Raw genomic sequence first — 22541 nt, 5'->3', positions numbered from 1 at the left:
ACAGAGGATAGGGGGATAAATAATAGCGGTAGCGTGAAGTAATGTATCAAAAAAAGAATGGAATAGGGTTATTAGGGGGAAATATAATGGGGCATAATGATTATGCCCCATTATTGATTATTCTTCGTTAGAAGAACTTATTTTTTTGCAGCAGGGCGTACCGCTGTCACTTCGATTTCTACTCTCCAAGCTGGGTTAGCCAGTTTAGCGACTTGGAAGGTAGAACGAGCTGGCAGATTAGTAATTTTCTCAGACTCATAGAACTTGTTGTAACCAGCCATAAAGCCAGCGAAGTCCATAGTACCTTGAGTTTCTTCACCACCAACTAAGAATACTTGCATTTTAACAACGTCATTCATCGTCAAGCCCATACCTTCGAGGTTAGCTTGGATTTGTTTTAATACGTTGATTGTTTGTGCTTCGGTATTACCATAAGACTCTAAAACGCCTTCTTTTGCGTCAGCAGAGATTTTAGAAGGAACTTTTCCGCTTAGGAAAATGAGGTTGCCCGCGTTGATTTCTACTGATTCAGAGATAGGGAATCCTTTCACTGGAACGCGTTTAACATCATCGGCTGCATTCGCACTTGCTACACCTAAAATCAAAGGCAGAGAAAGCAATAAAGTTTTATAGCGCATGTAAACTCCTTAACATTATCAAAGTAAATAGGATCTATTAGTTTTATCAAAAATTAAACTTTCATGTAACTTTAAACTATTCGCTAATAGATCCACAGTAAAAATCGCTTTTTTTCCTGTTTTTTAGCTAAAACGGGAAAGTTTATACGGCGTAGGATCGATAAATGGTGTTTCGCCCATTAACAATTCTGCCGTTAATCGACCAGATGCAGGGCTTTCCGTCATACCCCAGCCTGTGGCGGTGTTGATGACTAGTCCTGGATACTGCTCGATTGTTGAAATAATTGGAATTTCATCATCTGTTGGTGCAACGGTACCACCCCAACGTTCAACCACTTTAGACTCTTTAAATACTGGGAATTCTTTTCTCAGTCTTTCCAGAACGCCATCTAAGTGTTCGTTGTTTGGTGTATTAGTTGCGGTACGGAACTCTTCAAAAGGTGTTTTCTCGTCTAAGTTCCAAGACGTTGCCATCATGAAGGAGTTGAATAAATCTTTACCAAGAGAGAACTCTAATGGTAATTCCCCGCCGCCTAATACGTGTAGGAATCTTGGTCCTAACAGGAAGCTGTCTTTTACGATAGAGCTAGTAAAGATACGTGGCGCAACGGCGTAGGTACCATCAGCTTGTTCACGGAAGTGAATACCGTTAGGTAAGTGGACGTTACCTTTTGGTGCGCCTGGTACGCCAGTAATACGCTGTTGTGATAGGTAAACGTTCAGTGTTGGAACATCAATGCCTAAGTTACCCATGAACAGACGCGACCAAATACCGCCCGTCAGAACAACACGAGAAGTTTTGATTGCACCTTTTTCTGTGACAACATCAGAAATTTTGCCGCCCGCCGTTTCAATACCACGTACTGCGCAATTGGTGTAGATGCGAATACCGATTGATTTTGCGTAGTTTGCCATGGTTGGTGTGACAACTTCAGGGTCAAGGCTACCTGAGTCTTCTTCAAATCCACCGATTTTCCATGGAGTTTGTGCATCAACCAGACGATTCGCCAGTTCAGTTCCTTCAATCATACGGGTACGTAAAGGTGTATCGAAACCTGGGTTTTCAGATGCAGATTTAATCCAGGCTCTTGAAATTTCTAAATCTTCTTCGCTTGAAGGTACTTCAACACGGCCTTGAACACGGTAGCTGGTATCAGCACCGATTTTTTCGTTCATGCCAAGCCATTGAATTTTTCCGTAATGGTGTAAAGGGAAAATAGCTGGGGAAGTCTTATAACTGATAATTTGGCTATATGCACGGCCTGATTGCTCACCACCGACAACACCTTTTTCACAGATAACAACATTAAGACCTTTTTCAGCAAGGTTAATTGCAGTCATGATCCCTTGAAGGCCGGCACCGATGATGACTGCATCTGCAGACTCTGGTAATTTGCCTTCTGTGCCAGCAACAGCTGGTACACGTGATTTAGTCGATTCAAAACGACCTTCACGATTGATCATAGGAACAACCGCAGCACCCCCTGCTAAAACACCAGCAGCACCAACCCCTAATAATAGCTTTCTTCTCGAGATTTTCATCTATAACCTCAATAACAATCTTGTTTTTTATATAGTAAATAATTTCAAATTGAGATTATGATCTTATCATATATTTCATAATTATTAAGTATGGGTAGCATTTGTTAATAAAGTTGGGTGAATGATTCGCGAAAGTAAATTGATATTGTCAGTGTTGTAAAGGGTTTGTCGGAGATTATGCTGTTTTTCTAATTTATGATTTATTATTTTTTATAACTAACTGTCATGAAAAGTGTACAGGTGTAAATATAAATATTTCGCTTAAATAGTGTTATTAAGAGTGAAACCAAAATAAGGGATGAATATTTCATCACAGAAGAAAGTGCTGAATATCCCTTAAATGCTAAAGGGGGGAGTGAATATAAAAAATATGTTTTAAATGAAATAAATGAGTTATTTTTTGTTCGTTTGATTATTAATTATACGTAGAGTCAGAGCAATATAATTCATATTGATTTAAAAATACTCACTTATTTGTATGTATTTTATACATCTAGGTGGTGTTTTTTAATTTATTGATAATTATGATTATTTTGTTTTCATCTATTTTTTAGCGTAGTAACTGAGTGAGGGTAATAACCTAATTGTTATTAAGGTTAATAATCTTGATAAATTAACAAAGTGCATTTGTAGATTACGAAAAACCAGTCACTTTGATTACTTTGAGTATTATAGCTAAATAATTAGAGACTTTGGTTTCCACTACTGTGCAGCAAATGATTAAGATGCTGCAAGATAGAAATCAATTATTAAGAATATATTATAAAATAGTTTTTTTGGATGAATGAAAGAATTAAGAATAATAAAAAAATACATAATTATTCATTGAGTTAATAATAAAATGATTTATTAACCATTTTGTTTCAGGGTGTATATCATTAAATTATTTTACATTATTAGTCGATACACACCTAAATAGCATCAATTACGAGTGATATATTCATTTCCTGTAGGAATTTGTGCAAAAAAATCAGCATAATCTTCGGAACGAACCTGTTGAAGAATGATGGAAAGCGCTGATAGCGGTGCTTCTGACCAGTCACTGCGAATATCGATATCTGGATATTGTCGGTTATTCCATACTTTTAATGCAGCGGAACGGATCCCTCTGTAGTCACCACCTTTATCTGCACCTGCTTGCATGGCGATGAGTAATCGATCAGCCAGAGCTTGATGTGAGTTGTTATGGTAGCTCTGATAAATGGCATTCAGGACTTGCTCTCCAACTAACATATTTCCAGCAATGGCTAAGTTAGGCTCCGATAAACTTCCGCACCAAGGTAAGCAATTTTGGCCGGTCCAATCAGCTGTACCTCCATGATTATCAAGAATAATCAGCTGCCGTTGCTTCCGCTCAATATCTTGCGTTACAAGATAGTCTAAGCTGTTATTTGCATTATGGCCTTGCTGCAAATATTCAATACCGGTTAAGCCTGCAATTGGGTTTGTCATTGCTTGAGTGGCGATGGCTCCCGTTTGGCTTTTACCATGTAAGACTAATGCTCCAACCGCAGGACCACCTGTTGCCGTCGCTGCACCTATTTTTCCTGTCAATGGGCAGCGCGCCACAATTGAAAATGTCATTTTGCACCTCATAAATTAGACCTTGATCAAATTTATCATTATAAATTCTTGCTTGAAATATAATTTATCATCATAAATAAAGAAAAAGATAAAATTATTAACAAAATTGACACAAATCACACTTCACAATCATATGGCAATGTCAGTACTCGGGGAGGAGCGAATGAATATGCGTTTATGTAGGTGGATAGCCAGTTTTTGGCTTTTATGCTTTATTTCGCTACCGACATTGGCGGTGAACCACCCGAATGTTTTGTTATTAGGGCAAGTTGCAGAGCCGCAGTCATTAGACCCGCAAGTTGCAACCGCTGCGAATGATTCCCGAATTTTGGTTAACTTGTACGAAGGGTTAGTTCGTAATGCTGATGGCACATTAACGCTTGAACCTGCTTTAGCCCAATCATGGTCTATTAGTGATGATGGCCTCACATACACTTTCCACTTGCGTGAGAATATAAAGTTCCATGATGGCAGCCCCTTCAACGCGGATGCAGTCAAATTCACGTTTGAACGAATGTTGGATAACCAGCACCCGTATTACCATACTGGGCCATTCCCATTATCGTTTTTTTTCTCTGCGATAGACAAGATTACAACCCCGAATGACAAGACTGTGGTTTTTACCTTAAAAGAACCGTTTGCCCCGTTTTTATCAAACTTAGCCACACCCGCAGGGCTGATTGTTTCACCCGCAGCAGTAAAGCAATATGACAAAGACTTTAGTCGCCATCCCAGCGGAACAGGCCCCTTTAAATTTGATGAATGGACGGCAAACCAAAGGGTTGTCATATCCGCTAATGAAGACTATTGGGATGGTAAACCCAGCTTACAACATGTTGTTTTTCGGCCTATTACTGACGCCAATACCCGGGTAGCCGAAATGTTATCAGGGGGGATTGATGCCATGGTTGAAGTCCCTGCTGATAATGTCCCGTTATTTGTTAATGACAACCGCTTCCATGTTTATGAAGCTGTAGGACCTCATGTTTGGTATGCCATGCTTAATGCGTCTCAGCCACCGTTTGATGATGTGCGTGTAAGGCAAGCAGTTAACTACGCGGTAAATAAAGAAAATATTGTGAAATATATTCTTCAGGACTCCGCAGGCGTCGCACAAGGTCCGATTCCATCAGCTTTCGATTGGGCATTTGATGAAGAAACCAACGCTTACCCTTATGACCCTGAAAAAGCTCGCCAATTGATAGCAGAAGCGGGGGCACAAGGGCAAAAAATTATTTTTTATGTCACCGAAGGGGGCTCAGGAATGTTAGACCCGATTCCTATGGCTACTGCTATTCAAGCTGACCTAAAAGCGGTTGGTTTAGCTGTCGAAATTCAAACCTTTGAGTGGAATACCTACTTATCCAAGGTCAATGCAGGCCTCAAACAAGCGCATATGGCCGAAATGGCGTGGATGACGAATGACCCAGATACCTTACCTTTTTTAACCTTGCATAGCGCTTCTTGGCCGGATAAAGGCGGATTTAACTCCGGTTATTACAGTAACAAGCAACTGGATGAATTGTTAGATAAAGCGCGGGTCACAAATAACCTTGAGGAGCGCGCTCAGTTATATCGACAAGTTCAAAAAATTGTTCATCAAGATGCACCTTGGTTGTTTGTGGCGAACTGGAAGCAAAATGCGGTCGCTAATGAGCATGTTAAGCATTTCAAATTGCAGCCTAATTTTAACTTATTACTTAAAGACGTTCGTAAAGATTGATTAATTAATGTGAGTTAGCTATTCAATTAATTATTTGATTTTATGGGGAAAAACTATGTGGTTATACTGTTTGAAACGCATTTTAGCGACCATACCCATACTGATTGGTTTGACGTTAATTGTCTTTTTTATCATGGCAATGATCCCTGGAGAGCCAGCTCAAGCACTGCTTGGCCCTTGGGCGACTCCTGAAAATGTGGCTAGAGTAAAAACAGAGCTTGGGTTGGATAAGCCGTTATATCAGCAATATTTTATTTGGATGAATAATTTGATTTCGGGAGATTTTGGCCGCTCATTTGTCCTTAACCGACCTGTTGTTGATGAGGTTTTAGAGCGATTTTCAGCCACATTAATTTTGGGCGGAAGTGCGCTGTTACTCAGCTCAATTTTAGGGCTATTGGCCGGGGTTCTTTCTGCCATTCGTCAATTTAGTTGGAGTGACCGATTTATTACACTCGCCGTTTTATTGGGTATCTCAATGCCATCTTTTTGGATTGGTTTATTGATGATTATGCTTTTTTCTGTTCAATTACAATGGTTTCCGGCATCTGGAATGTACGATATTTGGCAAGGCGGTGGCCTGAGCGATTTATTGCATCACCTTGTTTTACCTGCTGTGACGCTTTCATTGGTTGCGACAGGGGTGATAGCACGTTTGACGCGCACAGCAATGTTAGAAGTACTGCGACTTGATTTTATTCGCACCGCAAGGGCAAAAGGCTTAAGTGAGCGCAAAGTGATTTTCCGCCATGCATTTCGTATGGCATTAGTTTCCGTCATTCCCGTCATTGGTATCCAAGCGGGCTTTGTTTTTGGTGGGGCGGTATATATTGAAACCGTTTTTCAATGGCCGGGGCTAGGCGCCATGTTGGTGAAGGCTGTGGCAACTCGTGATTTGTTTTTAGTCCAAGGGGGCGTATTGATTGCCGCGGCGTCCTATGTCTTTATCAATTTACTTGCGGATGTTGCGCAAGCCATATTAGACCCGAGGTTGAAATCATGAGCCAATCTGTGACCCCTGTTATTCAGCATCGTCATCGCCAATCGGTCGGCTCGTTACTGCTAGCGAACCGCCTAGCAACTTTGGGGCTATTTACTTTATCTATCATTATGCTCTTGGCATTCTTAGCGCCTTGGCTCCCCCTTGCTAATCCTGATGAAACTGATTTAGTTAATCGGCTACTTCCCGCTTTTTCGTCTGGTCATTTATTAGGTACTGACCATTTAGGGCGAGATATTTTATCTCGATTGCTGTGGGGAACGCGAGTGTCTCTATTAGTCGGTATTTCAGCAACACTAATCGCTGCAATATTCGGCACCCTGATTGGTTTAGTGGCTGGGTATGTCGGCCATCGCACCGATACATTATTGATGCGTTGTATTGATATGCTAATGGCATTTCCATACATTCTATTGGCATTAGCCATTGTCGCGGTACTTGGGCCAGGGTTACTCAATGCGTTATATGCGATCGCATTAGTGAATATTCCCTTTTTTGCTAGGAATATTCGTGGATTAACAGTGGGTTTACGCGATAGGGATTTTATTCAAGCAGCTAGGTTGTCAGGTAAAAACCATTTACAAGTCCTATTAACGGAAGTGTTACCGAATGTCTTGCCAATCATTGTGGTTACTATGTCAACGACCATCGGTTGGATGATTTTAGAGACGGCAGGTTTGTCATTTTTAGGGCTAGGTACTCAGCCACCTAATGCAGACTTAGGTTCAATGTTAGGGCAAGGGCGCGCACAGATGTTTGTCGCTCCTCATGTGGCATTGGTACCCGGTATTATGATCTTTCTTATTGTGATTAGTTTTAACCTGCTAGGGGATGGCGTGCGTGACATTCTTGATCCCCGGTTAAAATCGGGAGCCTTACAGCGATCACAACCAATGACACAAACCGATAGAGTTAATATTCCTGCGAAAACGGGAGGTGAACAAGCGGTATTAGAAGTCAAAGATTTGTCGGTTGCTTTTTGCCAAGGAAATCAATTACGTTCAACTGTAAAAGGGATCAGTTTTACTGTTGGGGCGGGGGAGTGTCTAGGGTTAATTGGGGAAAGCGGCTCTGGTAAGAGTGTCACCGCTTTATCTGTGATGGGGCTGCTCGCATCACCTCCGGCATTGATTACGGCGGGGGGAATTTATGTGGAACACGAAGAAATGCTGTCATTGCCGCTATCTGTTATGCAGCGCCGTCGCGGTGCGAAGGTTTCATATATTTTCCAAGACCCACTGACGACGCTCCATCCCCAGTTTACCATCGGTGTGCAATTACGTGAGGCCATCACCGCTCACCAATCTTTGTCACTCTATGAGGCGAAAAACAAAGCCATTGAATTGTTGGACAGCGTCGGGATCCCAGATGCGCGAGAACGTTTCGATGCCTATCCCCATGAGCTTTCGGGCGGACAGCGCCAGCGGGTAGGGATCGCAATGGCTCTGGCTAATGACCCCGTGTTGATTATTGCTGATGAGCCGACCACCGCATTAGATGTCACAGTACAAGCGCGAATTCTAGAATTACTTGACCAGCTACGCCGTGATCGCGGTGTTGCGCTCTTATTTATTACCCATGATTTTGCGGTCATTAACCAAATTTGCGACCGTGTTGCGGTGATGCAGCAAGGTGAGATAGTCGAAACCGGTGATACGCAAACGGTATTACGGCAGCCTCAGCATCCTTATACACAACGTCTGATCGCCAGTGTACCTAAGTTAGGGGAAGGACGTGGGTTTTTAAAACAAGTCCAACAACTCTATGGTCATCAGCCCGATAGTAATGATTTGACATCGGCACAGGAGGTTTAATGAAAAAAGTGATTGAGGTTAATCAGTTAGTGAAAACCTTCGGGCAGCCAAGAAGCCTATTTCACCCTCGAGGGCGCCAAGTTCATGCATTAAAAAATATTTCTTTATCACTTTATGAAGGTGAAACTCTGGCGGTGGTTGGGGAGAGTGGCTCAGGAAAAAGTACGTTAGCACGTATTTTAGTTGGCTTGGACCGCGAGACCTCAGGAGATATTACTGTCTTAGGACAAACTCGTGCAGAGTGGCAGCAGCAAGGTGCGCGAGCTTTTGGGCAAGCCATTCAGTATGTTTTTCAAGACCCTGTCGCATCTTTGAACCCGCGAAAAACCGTTGGAGAAACTTTGTCTGTTCCGTTGAAATATTTAAAACACATGAACTCATCACAAAGAGCGGCTCGGCTGGCGGAATTACTTGAGGCCGTCAATATGCCAATCGATGCTTTAGCTTGTTATCCCCATGAGTTTTCGGGAGGGCAAGCACAGCGGTTAGCCATTGCGAGAGCTTTAGCCGCAGATGCACGAATATTAGTACTAGATGAGCCGGTTAGTGCGTTGGATGTTTCGGTACAAGCGCAAGTTTTGTTGTTACTAGAACAACTTAAACAACAGTTTTCGTTATCCTATTTATTTATTAGTCACGATTTAGCGGTAGTGGAATCAATAGCAGATCGAGTCGCCGTACTCTATTTAGGGGATTTGCTAGAATGTCGAGATACCCGCAGCTTATTTGCCGCACCGGAGCATGAATATACGCGAAATTTATTGGCTAGTGCCCCTCGTATTCGTGTTGATTCAGTCGCTTAGAAACTTATTTAAACCAGTTGAGAACCTAATATGAGCACCAATAAGCCGACAACGATAGAACCAGTACGTATTAAGCGGACTGATGAAATCGTCAATGCAATAAAAGAAACTATCATGGCCGATAACCTCATACCCGGTGACCGTTTGCCACAAGAAAAAGAACTTATTGAACATTACAACGCCAGCAAAAGTACTGTGCGAGAAGCACTGAAATCACTCGAAGTTCAAGGGTTAATTAAAACGAAAACCGGGCCGGGTGGTGGTGCGTTTATTGATTCCATGACTGAATCGCGAGCAATGAGTTTGTTATCGAACTATTTGTTTACGCGGGATATATCAATCAAAGATATTTATACGTTACGTAAATTACTAGAACCGGTGGTTGCGGTTAGTGCGATTGACAACATCGATAATGACGGTATCCAGAAGCTATACGATACCATCGCCATTTATGACCATGAACCCGCAGATGAAAACGAACGCTGGCAGCAACGGATGGCAGAACTGGATTTTCATGCGGTGGTTGCCAGCTATTCCGATAACGTTTTATTAGTGTTTATTTGCCACTTTTTACAGCGTTTACTCAAAGATTTAGCGGTTTGTAAGGACATTTATTTAAAACCTGAGCCCGTCGACAGGCGCCAAGGTATTGAATACCAATATCAATTAATCGAGGCTTTACGCCGTAAAGACGCCGAGAAGGTTCAATCGGTGATGGAAGCACACATGGCCTACGCAGAAAAAGCTATGTTAGCGCTACAAGCCACATTGCAAGAACGTTTTTTAAGTGAAGATAGGTAACGTAATGATAGATAAAGCATATCTGACCTCTGTATTAAAAACATTGTTATGTACGCCTAGCCCGGTTGGGATGACTGAACAAGCCGTTGCGCGGACACATCAATGGTTGACTGAGTTGGGATTCACTCCGAAATATACACGCCGTGGAGTGCTATATATTACGCTTGGCTCTGAAGAACCTAAACGTGCATTAGCCGCACACCTTGATACGCTTGGGGCGATGGTGACACAACTCAAACCAAATGGGCGCTTGGCACTGCGTAATACAGGCACATGGGCAGCACGCTTTGCGGAAGGTGCAAGGGTGACGGTATTTAGTGACAATCACCAATATCGCGGCACTATTTTGCCATTAAAAGCGTCTGGGCATCGCTTTAATACTGAAGTTGATACTCAAATTGCGGATTGGGATAATTTAGAAATTCGCCTTGATGCCCCTTGTTATAATTTCGCTGATTTACAATCCCATGGCTTAAATGTCGGTGATATTGTTGCGGTTGATGCACAACCCGAATTTATTGATAACGGCTTTATTGTATCGCGTCATTTGGATGATAAGGCTGGATGTGCGGTGATGTTAGCCGCATTAAAATCACTGGTGGATGATGGCGTTGTGCCTGCGGTACCTTGCCAAATGATATTCACAATTTCAGAAGAGGTCGGAATTGGCGGAACACACGGTTTTGGTCCGCAAGTTCAAGAATTGCTAGCGATTGATAACTCAGTTTCTGCCCCAGATCAAACCACACGAGATGACGCATTGACTTTAGCCTTTCGTGACAGAACCGGCCCGTTTGATTTGGCAATTACACGACATTTGCTGCAATTATGCCAGCAGTATGATATTCCTCACGTCCGCGATACATTTAAACATTATCGTTCTGATAGTGCTGCGGCCATTGATGCCGGATGGGATATTCGTGCGGCTTTAGCGTGTTTCGCACTAGACAGCTCCCACGGCTGGGAAAGGACTCATTTGGACTCGTTAGTGGCGCTCGCGACCTTAGTGAGACGTTATATTGAAAGTGATTTAGTGCCATTACCGGGGCAATTATTACAAAGCTAATAAGGTGTGGTTGATACTAAAAAGCCCTCTTCTCATTGAACGCGAAGAGGGCGTTGAATACATTAATTGTTAACTTAGGTTGGCTTGTGATAAATATTTTTGCATCTCATTCACAGGCACCATACCGCCCCCCGTTGCCCATACAAGATGTGTTGCGTTGGCCAGTTTCGTCGGCGTGAGGGATTTGGATTGCAAATAACCCGTGTTTTGCGTGACATGTACGCAGCCAGTCATACCTGCCAAGGCTGACGGTTCTAATTTAATCGACTCAGTTTGGTTGAGTAAACCTAACAGGTTATACATTTCGCTATCGTCAATGGTGCAATAACCATCAATAAGCCGCTCCATTGCACGCCCCACAAAACCGGATGCACGGCCAACTGCCAGCCCGTCTGCGGCGGTGATATTATCAATACCAATTTCTTGGACTGACACACCATCATGTAGGCCAGTATGCACTCCTAGCAGCATACAAGGCGAGTGCGTTGGTTCGGCAAATAAGCAATGGACGGCATCACCAAAGGCCAGTTTTAACCCGAAAGCGACACCACCGGGGCCACCGCCGACACCACAAGGTAAATAGACAAATAGCGGGTGGTCGTTATCCACAGTAATCCCTTGCTCTAAAAATTGTCTTTTTAGACGAAGGCCTGCGACAGCATAGCCGAGAAACAGGGTGGTTGAGTTTTCATCATCAATAAAAAAGCAGTTAGGATCTTTTTCGGCTTCTTTACGGCCTTGCTCAACTGCGATGCTGTAATCTTGCTCATATTCCACCACATTCACACCATGTGAACGCAATTTGTCTTTTTTCCACTGTCTGGCATCAGCGGACATATGCACGCTGACGCTAAAGCCGAGTTTAGCGCTCATAATGCCGATGGACATACCAAGGTTACCGGTTGAACCGACTGCAATACGGTATTGGCTAAAGAATTGGCGAAATTGTTCAGAGAATAAAATTTCGTAATTATTATCTGTCGATAAAATACCGGCGGCTAAGGCAAGTTTTTCCGCATGAGTGAGTACTTCATAGATCCCCCCTCGGGCTTTAATTGACCCCGAAATTGGCAGGTGACTATCTTTTTTCAGTAACATTTTTCCCGCGATTGGCGTTTGATAACGTTTTTCCAGCGCGGCTTGCATGTTTGGAATATCGATAACTTCAGATTCGATAATTCCTTGTGTTGCTTGAGTTTCTGGAAACGCTTTCGTCAAATAAGGCGCAAAGCGATTTAAGCGCGCTTCTGCATCTTGCACATCTTCAATGGTTAGCCCGACATAAGGCAAACCCGCTTGTGTCGTCGTGACATTTGGGTTGAACCACGCAATTTGCTTTAAATCGATTAAGTCCTGAACTAAAGGGTAGTCAGCAATTAACTTATCAACATTTATCTGAGTCATAATTACTCTCTTTTAAATCACAAATGAAAGTGCAAAAGTCCCTGCCAGCGCGACGAAAGATGCAATCAACGTGGCGACACTGTAAAAACGGAATGTTTCGGCTAAAGTGGCATTACAGTACTGTTTGACTAACCAGAACAGCGAGTCAGTGACGATAGTGCAACCAATTGCGCCTGAACCAATGGCTAATGTCATGATTTCTGGGCTAATATGCGGGTACATTGGCATTAGCGGAGCCACAATCGCAGTTGCGCCCATCATCGCAACAGTGGCAGAACCGACTGCGGCATGCAGGATGATTGCCACTAGCCAGGCCAGTAAGATTGGGTGCATATCAATACCCGATAGCACCATCGCTAAGGAGTCACTCAGCCCACTGCCTTTTAAGATACCGTTAAATGCCCCTCCCGCACCGATAATCAATAAAATATTAGCGATTGAGCTAAAACTCTCTTCGGTTTTGCTGAGTAATACGCTCATTCCCATATTACGTCGGATCCCTAACATGTAATAAGCGACAAAAGCGGCAATAAACATAGCGGTTATTGGGTTACCAATAAACTGTAAAAAGGTAAATAACTGGTTATCTTTGCTCATGTTTAAATCAGCGGCTGTTTTGATCAACATGAGGATAATTGGCAGTAAAACGGTAAACAGTGTGGCACCGAGAGACGGTAAATCTTTCTCTTCTCGTACTTCGAGGTCAGAGAAGGCTTCTGGCACCGTTTTAAATGGTAAGCGGTCACCTAAGAACTTAAGGAACAGCGGCCCACCCACTAATGACGCGACTAAGCCTACTGCGAGCCCTGCCACAATCACTGTACCAATGTCAGCACCTAATTCATTTGTGACAAAGAGAGCCGCAGGGTGTGGTGGTACAATACAGTGTACCGCCATCAGTGCGGTACATAATGGGATAGCCAGTTTTAATAACGAGGTATTGGTTTTTTTCGCAATAGAAAAAGCTAATGGGATTAGCAGGACAACGCCCACCTCAACAAACAGCGTAATACCGCAGATTAAGCCAATCAGCACCATGGTAACGTCAGGCGTTAACCAACGGCTCTTTTGTAATGTCACCCCAATGCGCTCTGCTGCACCGGAGATTTCCATCATTTTACCGAGTATAGTCCCCAAACCGATAATAGCGGCTAAAAACCCAAGTGTACCCCCAATGCCATTTTCGATGGCGCTGACCATCTCTAATGGGTTCATTTGCATGGAGATACCGACAAAGAAGCTGGCGAGTAAAAGTGCTAAAAAAGGGTGAAACTTAAACTTAATAATTGAAACGATGATTAGTAAAATACTGATAACTAAAGTACCAATCATCCACATTGTAGAGTCCATATCCTACCTCTGATCATCTTGTTGTTGTTCTTCTATTGGATAATAAATATTCAGAGGTGACAAACGATGAAACATGCAGTTTAGATGAACTAAATTAACCCAAGGCTGTGATATTAGTCATGTAAATTGGATTTTAGAGTCTTTGGGACACCTAAATTCATCTTAAAATGGGTATTGTAGGGATTATTAGGCATCATGGTTTTTATTGGGGGCATTGTGTCGGCAAATTTCAATCAATTTGAGCAATCTGGATTTATTCAATGGAATAAACGGCTATCAAGTTATCAACTATCGCGCTTGCATACCTTTGAAGCAGCAGCACGGCATCTTTCTTTTGCCTTAGCGGCGCAGGAACTTTCGTTAACACCAAGTGCAGTTAGTCACCGAATTAACATGTTAGAAGGGGAATTGGGGTTTAAATTATTTGAGCGTTTTCATCGGCGTATTGAGCTAACCTCTGACGGGGAACGAATTTACTGGGCTCTACGTAAAAATTTGGATGATATTAACCAAGAAATCATTGATATCAAAAACCAAGAAATCTCGGGTGAACTGACGGTGTATTCACGGCCATCTATCGCTCAGTGCTGGTTAATCCCCAAAATTGCAGATTTTGCTAATCAATACCCCTCAATTCAGTTGAATCTCTTAACGGGAAACGATGATGTTAATTTTCGTGGGTATGGTATTGATATTGCTATTTATTATGATGATATGACAAGATCTAATCTGTATTGTGAGGATTTGATGACTGAATCTATTGTGCCTGTTTGTAGCCCGCAATACGCGCAGCAATATGATTTACTTAATAATATTCATCAACTAAAAAATTGCACTTTATTACATGACCGTCAGGCATGGAGTAGCAACTCCGATTATGATGAATGGAAAGCGTGGAGTGAGCATTACCAGTTGGCACTGTTTCCACATCGTCGCAACCTGTGCTTTGATCGTTCCGATTTAGCGATTGTTGCCGCAATGAACCATGCCGGTGTGGCAATGGGGCGTAAACAATTGGTTGAAAAACGGCTGAAGCGACAAGAACTGGTGATGCCATTTGGCGATATTTCGCTGAAGTGCCAACAACGCTATTATTTTGCCATGTTGAATGAAAAACGAAACCCAAAGGCAGATATATTTATTCAATGGCTAAAACAGCAAGTTAACGCAATACCGCAAGTAAAATGACACTTATTCGAGTAAGATAACCACTTGGTGATGTTTTTAGAGAATGGAAAAACCGAAAGCTATGGCCCCGAAAACGCAAAAAGTTGCCACGATCAAAGATGTCGCTGCCAAAGCTCAGGCAGGGAAAACCAGTATCTCACGTTATTTGAATGGTGAATTTCATTTGCTTTCAGATAATTTGCGTCAACGTATTGAAAGCGCTATTCGTGAATTAAACTATCGGCCAAACCAAATGGCGCGTAGCTTGAAACATGGGCGGACAGGCTTGATCGGTTTGATTATTGCCGATATCGGTAATCCATTCTCTGTTGAAGTGCTAAAAGGGGTGGAAGCCGAGTCAATCAAACAAGGTTTTATGACCGTCGTTTGCAATGCGGATAACAGCATTGAACGTGAATGCCAATTTATTCAACTGTTAAAAGGTTACCGCGTGGATGGGCTTATCATAAATTCAGCGGGTGTTAACGAACAATTTATTGACGTACTGAAAGAAACCACCCTGCCTTTTGTCTTATTAGATAGAAAAATCGACAATTTTCCCAGCGATATGGTTGGATTAGATAACCCCGCATCCGCACAAATGGCCTTTAATCATCTGGTTGAACAAGGGTTCGAAGCGATTTGCTTCGTTACTGAGCCTATTGTGTATAACAGTGCACGCCAAGAGCGCTTACAGACATTCCAAGCGTTATCGCAGAATCATCAACATATTCAAAGCGAATTTCATGAAGTCACCTTGCCTGATCCGGCAAAATTAGAAGCCATCGTTGCTGATTTTTGTACTGCACATCGTGGTATGCGTAAAGTGATTGTCGCCGCCAATGGCGTACTGACCTTGCAGCTGGCGTATGTCATGAATAAACAAGGGTTACGCTGGGGGACAGATATTGGCTTTTTAAGTTTCGATAACCTCGAATGGGCTGCATTAGCTGGGCAAGGGGTGACCTCGGTGTCTCAACCGACAGCGGAAATGGGGCACAAGGCGGTGGAGTGCTTATTAGAAAAACTGGAAAACCCGGATAAACCTCCAATGCAATACTTATTTAATGGGGAATTGCTGATCCGTAAATCAACGACATTGTAGCTTTTGAACGCTAAATTGTTCGGCTCTTAAGATTTGGTTACCATTTTTCAATTTAGCTTAAGGTGTATTGCAGGTATATTGGCATGTAGATTACGTTATAACCATTTTGAGAGTGTAGGGAACATATGAAAAAGATAGGGATATTATTGCTAGCTAGCCTTATTTTAGCGGGGTGTAGCACCAGAAGTCAGGTTAAAGAATATACCTGCCAAGTTGACCAAAGTTATAATCACATCACGATAGAGCGTAATGGTAAGTTTTTCTTCCCCACCGGTGCCAGTAAAGTTCAAATCTTTTTCAATAATAATCAAATTAATGTTGTTGATTTTGTTGGCTATGAGTATATGAGTTATCCGCTAGTGAAAAGCACAGAGCAGCAACGTGTTGAGAAAATAAAAGATTTTAATGTTGTGATCAACAAAGGTGATTTTTATTCTGATGTCAATGGCATGTTGGAGATTTACTCACCCAGCCAAAAAACCATCGGATTATATTATTTAGCGCCGTCAACCAGTAAACTTAATTCTATCCAGTTTCTGACGGAGTGCGAGCGAACAAATTTTGCTCGTCAGGGCAGTACCCATAGCCACTAACTCTTTATTTAAAAGCCCTAATTTATATGATTAGGGCTCGATAGTATTTCTGCTATTTCCTAATTTCAGGATTTACACAGTTCTTGCTCAGATCGCCATTTAAGGCTGCAATCAAGTTATCGACGGCACATTCTACCATCGCATAGCGGGTCTCATGGGTCGCAGAACCGATATGCGGCAGTGCGACCACATTAGGTAGCGTGAGTAGTTTAGAGTTGCAGGGAAGGGGTTCAACTTCAAACACATCTAAACCTGCACCTTGAATTGTGCCTCTTTCTAATGCGTCGATCAGCGCGGCTTCATCAACGATCCGGCCTCTTGAACCGTTGATCAAAAATGCACTGGGTTTCATTTTTGCCAACTCATTTTTACCGATCAACTTTTCGGTTGATGCTGATAATGGCAGCACGACACAGACAAAATCAGATTCTGCCAGCAACGTATCGAGGTCACAACGGCGTGCGTTAAGTTGGTTTTCTGCATCAGGATGGGTATGGTTATTGTAATAGAGAACCGGCATTCCGAAGCCTAAATGAGCGCGTTTGGCAACGGCATAGCCAATGCGTCCCATACCTAAAATGCCGATAGTTTTACCATTCACATTACTGCCGTATGCATCTTCACCAATGCTTTTTGTCCATTGGCCATTTTTTACCATTTCAGCCATTTCGATAATGCGGCGTGCACTGCAAAGCACTAACGTAAAAATGGTATCCGCAGTTGTTTCGGTTAATACATTAGGCGTATGCATCAAGGCGATCTTTCTGGTATTCATTGCATCAATATCAAATTGGTCGATACCAACGGAAATGGTCGATGCCGCTTTCAAATTTGGGGCATTGGCAATGTCACCCGCGGTAATAGGATAACTGGCCCCGATAATGCCGTCAGCGCTGGATAACGCTTGTTTAAAGTTAGCGAGATTCTCAGGTGTAATGCTGTCAAATGCAGTGACATTAAAGTGCTGTTGTAGCCGCTCAAGTTGATCCGCGGGAATGGATTTATATAAAATAATGTTCTGTTTCATAGTATCCCTTTTAAGCATGTTTCGTGATGACCGCATCACTATTTTGTTCTTGGCTTGGTTTGACAATTAAGGTAAAGAAGACCGAGGCTAATAGTGCGAGCCCCATAAACATATACGAAGCACTTGGGCTACCGGTCGCCCCATTTAAATAGCCAACAAACCATGAACCAAAGAATGAACCTAATGCGCCCATACTATTGATTAATGCCATTGCACCACCTGCAACGTTCTTTGGCAACATTTCAGGAATGATAGCGAAGAAGGGCCCGTACGGAGCGTACATTGCAGCGCCTGCAATCACCAATAAGGTATAAGAGAACCAGAAATTCGTGCTACCGAGCAGATATGAGCCGAGGAAACAAACCGCCCCAAGCAAAAGCATTGGCCAAACGAATAGTTTACGGTTATGCATACGGTCAGATGCCCATGACACGAGGATCATGGCTAAGGTTGCAGCAAGGTAAGGCACGGCAGAAAGCCAGCCTGTTTCTACCATTCCAAGGTTGGATGCCCCACGAATAATAGATGGCAACCACAGTACAAAACCATACACCCCAATGCTCCAACAAAAATATTGAGCGCATAGTAAAATCACATTACGAGACTTAAAAGCTTCGCGGTAATTGCGAACAGGCTTGATATTTTTTTGTTCGTCACTAAGAATTTTATCTAATGTCTCTTTTTCAGTCTGGCTGAGCCAGCTCACTTGGCTGGGTTTATCACGTGCAGTTCTCCACCAGAAAAAAGCCCACAAAATCGCAGGAACCCCTTCAATGATAAACATTTCCCGCCAACCGAATGCCTGAATGAGGTAACCGGATAGCACAGACATCCACAGCACTGTAACTGGGTTGCCTAAAATTAAAAAGGTGTTGGCGCGTGACCGTTCTGACTGAGTAAACCAGTTACTGATATAGATAAGCATCGCAGGCATGACTGCGGCCTCAACGACTCCAAGGCTAAAGCGAATAATTACCAACATCGGAATATTGCTGACCATCCCTGTTAGGCTAGCAAAAATTCCCCAGAGAAAAATACAGGCAAAAATCAGTTTGCGGACACTGCGCTTTTCCGCGTAAATAGCGCCAGGTATTTGGAAAAAGAAATAGCCAAGGAAAAATAATGAGCCGAGTAGCGACGACATCCCTTTGGTAATACCTAAGTCGGCATTGATACCTGCGGCGGCGGCAAAGCTGTAGTTTGCTCTATCCAAATAGGCAAGGCTATAGGTGATAAACACGATTGGCATGATGCGCCACCAACGTGACATTGCTGGAGTATTCATTGTCATAATCGATTTCCTTTTAACATACCGCTTTAGTGGTGGCTGCGTAGAGTAATGCCATTTCATGCTGCAGTTGCGCTTGGGTTGGTAAACCTTCACTATCACCTATAACTTGAATGGCTCTTGCTCCAACAAAATTACCTCTTGCAACAGCTTGCGGTAATGTTAAGCCTTCAAGTAAGGCGCTAATGACGCCAACGGCAAAGCCATCGCCAGCTCCAACGGTATCAATGACGTGTTTAACATGAACGGCAGGAGATATGCCCTGCTGGTTATCCGCTGTTTTATAATATGCGCCGTGTTCTCCGGTTTTAATCACAACGGCTTCAACACCGTGAGCGAGATAAAAATCAGCAATAGACTCGGGTTGGTCGAAGCCTGTCAGAATTTTGCCTTCTTTTAAGCCAGGTAAAACCCAATTAGCTTGAAACGCGAGTTGGTTGAGCTGTTTCACCATTTCTGTTTCACTCTTCCATAGAGAAGGGCGCAAGTTTGGGTCAAATGATAGTGTTTTACCTGCATTTCGCATCCATTTCGCGGCATACAGTGACAGTTGGTAGCTGGTGGGTGAAAGCGCGGCTGCCACACCACTTAAATGCAAATGGCGTGCGGATAAGAAATAATTTTCATTAAAATCGGTTAAATCTAAATGGCTTGCCGCAGAGCCTTGACGGAAATACTCCACGATGGGATCGGTTCCATTTTCAGCTTTAGATTTAAGTTGAAAGCCTGTTGGGTAATGAGAGTCTACCGTAACACATTGAGTATCCACATGTTCATTATCCAATGTGGCTTGAATAAAACGCCCGAAAGAGTCATTACCTAAGCGGCTTATCCATCCTGTTCTTAACCCAAGGCGTGAAAGGCCAACAGCAACGTTGAGCTCTGCTCCTGCAGCACGACGAACAAAGTTTTCGACCTCATGCAATTTCCCTGTTTGCGTGGCGACGAACATCATCATGGCTTCGCCAAGAGTAACTACATCTAATTGATTTTTCATTAAATTAATTTCCCCTTTCACTGAGAGAGCTTTTAACAGAGAAGTTCTTTAATAGAGAAACATAGTATTCAGTGACTGCGTGTAAATCATGCCCTTCGAGCGGAAACTCGATACCACAAGGAGCGTCATCTGGTAGAAGGTTGAGTACTTCTTTCCATGTGCCGTCGCTGTCATCAAGTGCTACAGCAACGCGTTTATAGCCACGCAATTGGCAGGCTTTAACGTGAATGTAAGCGACTTGGGAAGCAAAAATATGTGCAGCTTTTAACGGATCTTCCCGATGCCAGTACCAGTTCGCCATATCAAACGCCATTTTTATAGGCATATTTTGGTGGTTTACATCAGCAAAAAAACGTTCAAGAGGCGCAATATGGCCACCGACTTCGGTTTGGTCATTCTCGATCACTAACTGCGTGTTGTATTGATTGAGAAGATTAATGACTTCCGATAAATCATAATTTTCTGGTAATTCACCGAGTGATAGTTTTAAAAAGCGAGCATTAAGTTGTTTGGCATCTTCAAAATAGCCTTGTAGTTTAGTGATAGCGATAGGGCTACGTTGCTGAAATAGCGTGTCAGGCACGGAATAAACGGCGGTGAGCTGCCTTGATTGTAACCCTTTGGCAATATCCGAAAGATTATCGCTTGGTAGTAAGAGTTCTTGGCGAATCTCTGCGCCATCCGCATGGCTGTTTTGAATAATATCTAATACAGCCTGTTGGCCACCTAATTGTTTTACGGTTTGTGCCCCATAAGCGGCGGTGACAACAATAATGTGTTTGCTCATGACTTTCCTCTCTCTGAATAGGGCATTAGCCTATTTGTCATTGCGAATAACTCATTATGGAACCGGTTCCATTGTGCTTTCTAGTGACAAAAGAGCAAAATCAGAGCTATATCACTAACCCAATAGCGACAAATGTTTAATTGCCGATCTTTATCACAACTCTAGATGTAATGGGTGTAACGCCTATTATTCTTTCTGATCAATACATTTATATTCCATAACTAATTGATTATTATTTTTTTATATACAGGCAATATGAAAATGTACCTAATAAATGCGTGATTCTTCATAATTAATTACTGTTAGCGGTATCTCAATTTCGTCTTCTTTGTCTTTCAATGAAACAATATTTCAATATATTAATTAATGTGTGAAATTTTAGTGCAATGACTGCATTAATTTCACAAACTCTACCCTGGCTACACCACAGCAACTCATAAAAAATAATAAGTTACGAAGATGAGGTTCTGAATATGAAAGTAATGAAATTAACCGCACTTTGTAGTGCGCTTCTGTTAGCTAGCGTTACATGGGCTCAAGCAAATACTAATGAAAGTGCGGGAGTCTATAAAAAAGCCTGTACACCAGAGTTAATCCAAGCAGCAAAAAGCAATGCAGATCTTTGCTATGGGGTGAATACGGCTAGTGATATTCAAATTACTAAAAAAAATGATGATAAATATAAGATAAAAGTCGTCATTATTGGTGAAAGTACCAATAAAAATTATATGAATACTTATGGTTATCCATTAGAAAATACACCATTTCTTTCATCGGTAAATGGACGTTTTTTCAATAATTTTATTAGTGCAGCATCCAATACGGTACCGACCTTAACGCGTGCATTAGCGAAAAATGATTTAAATACAATCACACAGCACCATGAAAAGCCGTATTACAATAATAATTCGGTTGTTGATTTAGCCAATAAAGCGGGTTATGAGACCTATTACATCGGTAATAATGGCAGCTTTGGTGATGATGAAATTGGCTTTACAAATTATTTTCTAAAGGCGAATTATTTTTTACCGGTTAGAGACAGCAAGCCTGGTTTTGACAACCTTTTCGTGCAAGAAAAGGTTGTCGTTGATGACAGTGTGAATAAACTCACCAATGATTTTAAAATGTTACCTGCCTTTAAAGCCGCGTTAAATAACCCATCCGATAAAGAAAAAGTCATTTTTGTTCATATGTGGGGGCCTCACCATGATGGTTGGCCGAAAGGGGCTTGTGAACTCGTTAAAAATAATTACAACATTAACCCTGAGCAATTTGATACGGGCTGGGGAAGTATAGCGAACTGTTATGTTTCAGCGATTAAACTGAGTGATGATTTTATTGGTGATATTTATAGTATCTTGCAAGAAAATAATAAAAATGGGGATAACCCATTCTCCATTTTATATTTTTCTGACCATGGGCAAGGGCTAGTCAAAGCTAATAAACAGCACGTAAAAGCACTGGAAGCAGAGTATAAAGGGTATATCAAAGAAGGAAATCTATACTTACGTCATGGTCAACTCGTGAAAGGGGCATATCAAGTTCCATTAGTGGTCATCAATTCGGATGATACTAAACGTGAATTTCGCGATGAAACGTTAAGTGAGTGGAATTTATTTGATTATTTCGCGTCGTGGTTAGGCGTAGAAACTAACCTAACATCCCCAGCGAAAAGTATCGTAGCGGAGACTATCACACCTGAAAAAGATATTGATGTCTTTGTTTTCCCACGGGATGAGTTTGTGAAGTACGATAGCCTGCCGCAGGATACCGTATTATCACCAGCCACAGTTAATACCCAAGTCGTCGCTGACAATTAATTTGTCAAAAAATAAGGCAGAATTGGGTCATC

19 protein-coding genes are annotated in these 22541 nt (G+C 42.3%); 10 read left to right on the top strand and 9 right to left on the bottom strand.

Features of this window, described 5'->3' with window-relative positions:
• Window positions 1-137: 137 nt before the first annotated feature.
• The 3 genes from PR683_RS08660 to PR683_RS08650 all read right to left on the bottom strand — a co-directional run bounded on the left by PR683_RS08660 (window position 138) and on the right by PR683_RS08650 (window position 3764).
• Entirely contained in the window at window positions 138-638 is a 501-nt protein-coding gene (locus PR683_RS08660) for a RidA family protein (RefSeq protein WP_004259262.1), read from the bottom strand.
• A 123-nt stretch (window positions 639-761) separates the two neighbouring features.
• Window positions 762-2180: an NAD(P)/FAD-dependent oxidoreductase gene (locus PR683_RS08655; protein WP_004907849.1), complete on the bottom strand. Its 1419-nt coding sequence runs from the start codon at window positions 2178-2180 to the stop codon at window positions 762-764.
• A 921-nt stretch (window positions 2181-3101) separates the two neighbouring features.
• The gene (locus PR683_RS08650; RefSeq protein WP_004907850.1) at window positions 3102-3764 is read right to left on the bottom strand and encodes a DUF1028 domain-containing protein; all 663 of its coding nucleotides are present in this window, start codon (window positions 3762-3764) and stop codon (window positions 3102-3104) included.
• A gap of 163 nt (window positions 3765-3927) precedes the next feature.
• Here PR683_RS08650 and PR683_RS08645 point away from each other — a divergent pair, with 163 nt between their 5' ends.
• The 6 genes from PR683_RS08645 to PR683_RS08620 are packed head-to-tail and all read left to right on the top strand — an operon-like array spanning window position 3928 to window position 10971.
• Window positions 3928-5487 (top strand): ABC transporter substrate-binding protein, encoded by a 1560-nt coding sequence (locus PR683_RS08645; RefSeq protein WP_109912681.1) that lies wholly within the window; start codon window positions 3928-3930, stop codon window positions 5485-5487.
• A gap of 55 nt (window positions 5488-5542) precedes the next feature.
• On the top strand, window positions 5543-6490 hold the full coding sequence (locus PR683_RS08640; protein WP_004907851.1) for an ABC transporter permease: 948 nt from the start codon (window positions 5543-5545) through the stop codon (window positions 6488-6490).
• Window positions 6487-8301, top strand: a complete 1815-nt coding sequence (locus PR683_RS08635; RefSeq protein ID WP_211888522.1) for a dipeptide/oligopeptide/nickel ABC transporter permease/ATP-binding protein — start codon at window positions 6487-6489, stop codon at window positions 8299-8301. Before PR683_RS08640 ends, PR683_RS08635 begins: the two co-directional genes overlap by 4 nt.
• Window positions 8301-9104, top strand: a complete 804-nt coding sequence (locus tag PR683_RS08630; protein ID WP_196718262.1) for an ABC transporter ATP-binding protein — start codon at window positions 8301-8303, stop codon at window positions 9102-9104. The genes PR683_RS08635 and PR683_RS08630 overlap by 1 nt, the downstream gene beginning before the upstream one ends.
• Before the next feature lie 30 nt (window positions 9105-9134).
• Complete coding sequence (locus PR683_RS08625; RefSeq protein ID WP_109912678.1) at window positions 9135-9905, top strand: FadR/GntR family transcriptional regulator; 771 nt, start codon at window positions 9135-9137, stop codon at window positions 9903-9905.
• A gap of 4 nt (window positions 9906-9909) precedes the next feature.
• A complete protein-coding gene (locus PR683_RS08620; RefSeq protein ID WP_164529200.1) occupies window positions 9910-10971 on the top strand; it encodes an osmoprotectant NAGGN system M42 family peptidase in 1062 nt (353 codons plus the stop codon).
• 69 nt (window positions 10972-11040) lie between these two features.
• Here PR683_RS08620 and PR683_RS08615 read toward each other — a convergent pair whose 3' ends face one another.
• Together PR683_RS08615 and dsdX are read right to left on the bottom strand one after the other, a co-directional pair.
• The gene (locus PR683_RS08615) at window positions 11041-12375 is read right to left on the bottom strand and encodes a D-serine ammonia-lyase (protein WP_211888521.1); all 1335 of its coding nucleotides are present in this window, start codon (window positions 12373-12375) and stop codon (window positions 11041-11043) included.
• Window positions 12376-12387: 12 nt separating this feature from the next.
• Window positions 12388-13725, bottom strand: a complete 1338-nt coding sequence (dsdX, locus tag PR683_RS08610; RefSeq protein WP_109912675.1) for a D-serine transporter DsdX — start codon at window positions 13723-13725, stop codon at window positions 12388-12390.
• A gap of 216 nt (window positions 13726-13941) precedes the next feature.
• Between dsdX and dsdC the strand changes: the two genes are divergently transcribed.
• From dsdC to PR683_RS08595, 3 genes are all read left to right on the top strand, one after another.
• The gene (dsdC, locus tag PR683_RS08605; RefSeq protein WP_051128906.1) at window positions 13942-14913 is read left to right on the top strand and encodes a DNA-binding transcriptional regulator DsdC; all 972 of its coding nucleotides are present in this window, start codon (window positions 13942-13944) and stop codon (window positions 14911-14913) included.
• Window positions 14914-14956: 43 nt separating this feature from the next.
• The gene (locus PR683_RS08600; protein WP_109912674.1) at window positions 14957-15997 is read left to right on the top strand and encodes a LacI family DNA-binding transcriptional regulator; all 1041 of its coding nucleotides are present in this window, start codon (window positions 14957-14959) and stop codon (window positions 15995-15997) included.
• A 125-nt stretch (window positions 15998-16122) separates the two neighbouring features.
• On the top strand, window positions 16123-16590 hold the full coding sequence (locus PR683_RS08595; protein WP_109912673.1) for a hypothetical protein: 468 nt from the start codon (window positions 16123-16125) through the stop codon (window positions 16588-16590).
• A gap of 52 nt (window positions 16591-16642) precedes the next feature.
• Here PR683_RS08595 and ghrB read toward each other — a convergent pair whose 3' ends face one another.
• From ghrB to PR683_RS08575, 4 genes are read right to left on the bottom strand one after another with little or no spacing between them, the layout of a single operon-like run.
• The gene (gene ghrB / locus PR683_RS08590; protein WP_115168017.1) at window positions 16643-17617 is read right to left on the bottom strand and encodes a glyoxylate/hydroxypyruvate reductase GhrB; all 975 of its coding nucleotides are present in this window, start codon (window positions 17615-17617) and stop codon (window positions 16643-16645) included.
• Window positions 17618-17627: 10 nt separating this feature from the next.
• Window positions 17628-18908 (bottom strand): MFS transporter, encoded by a 1281-nt coding sequence (locus tag PR683_RS08585; RefSeq protein ID WP_109912671.1) that lies wholly within the window; start codon window positions 18906-18908, stop codon window positions 17628-17630.
• A 13-nt stretch (window positions 18909-18921) separates the two neighbouring features.
• On the bottom strand, window positions 18922-19902 hold the full coding sequence (locus PR683_RS08580) for a sugar kinase (RefSeq protein WP_109912670.1): 981 nt from the start codon (window positions 19900-19902) through the stop codon (window positions 18922-18924).
• Window positions 19903-19906: 4 nt separating this feature from the next.
• Window positions 19907-20689 carry a sugar phosphate isomerase/epimerase family protein gene (locus PR683_RS08575; RefSeq protein WP_238563328.1) on the bottom strand — a complete coding sequence of 261 codons (783 nt, stop codon included), beginning with the start codon at window positions 20687-20689 and terminating at the stop codon, window positions 19907-19909.
• Between the two features lie 473 nt (window positions 20690-21162).
• Between PR683_RS08575 and PR683_RS08570 the strand changes: the two genes are divergently transcribed.
• Complete coding sequence (locus PR683_RS08570; protein ID WP_004907869.1) at window positions 21163-22509, top strand: phosphoethanolamine transferase; 1347 nt, start codon at window positions 21163-21165, stop codon at window positions 22507-22509.
• Window positions 22510-22541: the final 32 nt, after the last annotated feature.

Origin of the sequence: Providencia sp. PROV269, from assembly GCF_028477785.1 — a bacterium.
GTDB classification, from domain to species: domain Bacteria; phylum Pseudomonadota; class Gammaproteobacteria; order Enterobacterales; family Enterobacteriaceae; genus Providencia; species Providencia rettgeri.
This window is presented reverse-complemented; position numbering and strand designations above follow the sequence as displayed.

Excerpts from the sequence above, each read along its gene's own strand:
- ghrB (WP_115168017.1), bottom strand. The coding sequence starts at position 17,617 with ATGAAACAGAACATTATTTTATATAAATCCATTCCCGCGGATCAACTT.
- PR683_RS08655 (WP_004907849.1), bottom strand. The coding sequence starts at position 2,180 with ATGAAAATCTCGAGAAGAAAGCTATTATTAGGGGTTGGTGCTGCTGGT.
- PR683_RS08645 (WP_109912681.1), top strand. The coding sequence starts at position 3,928 with ATGAATATGCGTTTATGTAGGTGGATAGCCAGTTTTTGGCTTTTATGC.
- PR683_RS08595 (WP_109912673.1), top strand. The coding sequence starts at position 16,123 with ATGAAAAAGATAGGGATATTATTGCTAGCTAGCCTTATTTTAGCGGGG.
- PR683_RS08600 (WP_109912674.1), top strand. The coding sequence starts at position 14,957 with ATGGAAAAACCGAAAGCTATGGCCCCGAAAACGCAAAAAGTTGCCACG.
- PR683_RS08570 (WP_004907869.1), top strand. The coding sequence starts at position 21,163 with ATGAAAGTAATGAAATTAACCGCACTTTGTAGTGCGCTTCTGTTAGCT.
- PR683_RS08620 (WP_164529200.1), top strand. The coding sequence starts at position 9,910 with ATGATAGATAAAGCATATCTGACCTCTGTATTAAAAACATTGTTATGT.
- PR683_RS08575 (WP_238563328.1), bottom strand. The coding sequence starts at position 20,689 with ATGAGCAAACACATTATTGTTGTCACCGCCGCTTATGGGGCACAAACC.
- PR683_RS08640 (WP_004907851.1), top strand. The coding sequence starts at position 5,543 with ATGTGGTTATACTGTTTGAAACGCATTTTAGCGACCATACCCATACTG.
- PR683_RS08585 (WP_109912671.1), bottom strand. The coding sequence starts at position 18,908 with ATGACAATGAATACTCCAGCAATGTCACGTTGGTGGCGCATCATGCCA.
- PR683_RS08660 (WP_004259262.1), bottom strand. The coding sequence starts at position 638 with ATGCGCTATAAAACTTTATTGCTTTCTCTGCCTTTGATTTTAGGTGTA.
- PR683_RS08580 (WP_109912670.1), bottom strand. The coding sequence starts at position 19,902 with ATGAAAAATCAATTAGATGTAGTTACTCTTGGCGAAGCCATGATGATG.
- PR683_RS08650 (WP_004907850.1), bottom strand. The coding sequence starts at position 3,764 with ATGACATTTTCAATTGTGGCGCGCTGCCCATTGACAGGAAAAATAGGT.
- PR683_RS08635 (WP_211888522.1), top strand. The coding sequence starts at position 6,487 with ATGAGCCAATCTGTGACCCCTGTTATTCAGCATCGTCATCGCCAATCG.
- dsdX (WP_109912675.1), bottom strand. The coding sequence starts at position 13,725 with ATGGACTCTACAATGTGGATGATTGGTACTTTAGTTATCAGTATTTTA.
- PR683_RS08630 (WP_196718262.1), top strand. The coding sequence starts at position 8,301 with ATGAAAAAAGTGATTGAGGTTAATCAGTTAGTGAAAACCTTCGGGCAG.
- PR683_RS08625 (WP_109912678.1), top strand. The coding sequence starts at position 9,135 with ATGAGCACCAATAAGCCGACAACGATAGAACCAGTACGTATTAAGCGG.
- PR683_RS08615 (WP_211888521.1), bottom strand. The coding sequence starts at position 12,375 with ATGACTCAGATAAATGTTGATAAGTTAATTGCTGACTACCCTTTAGTT.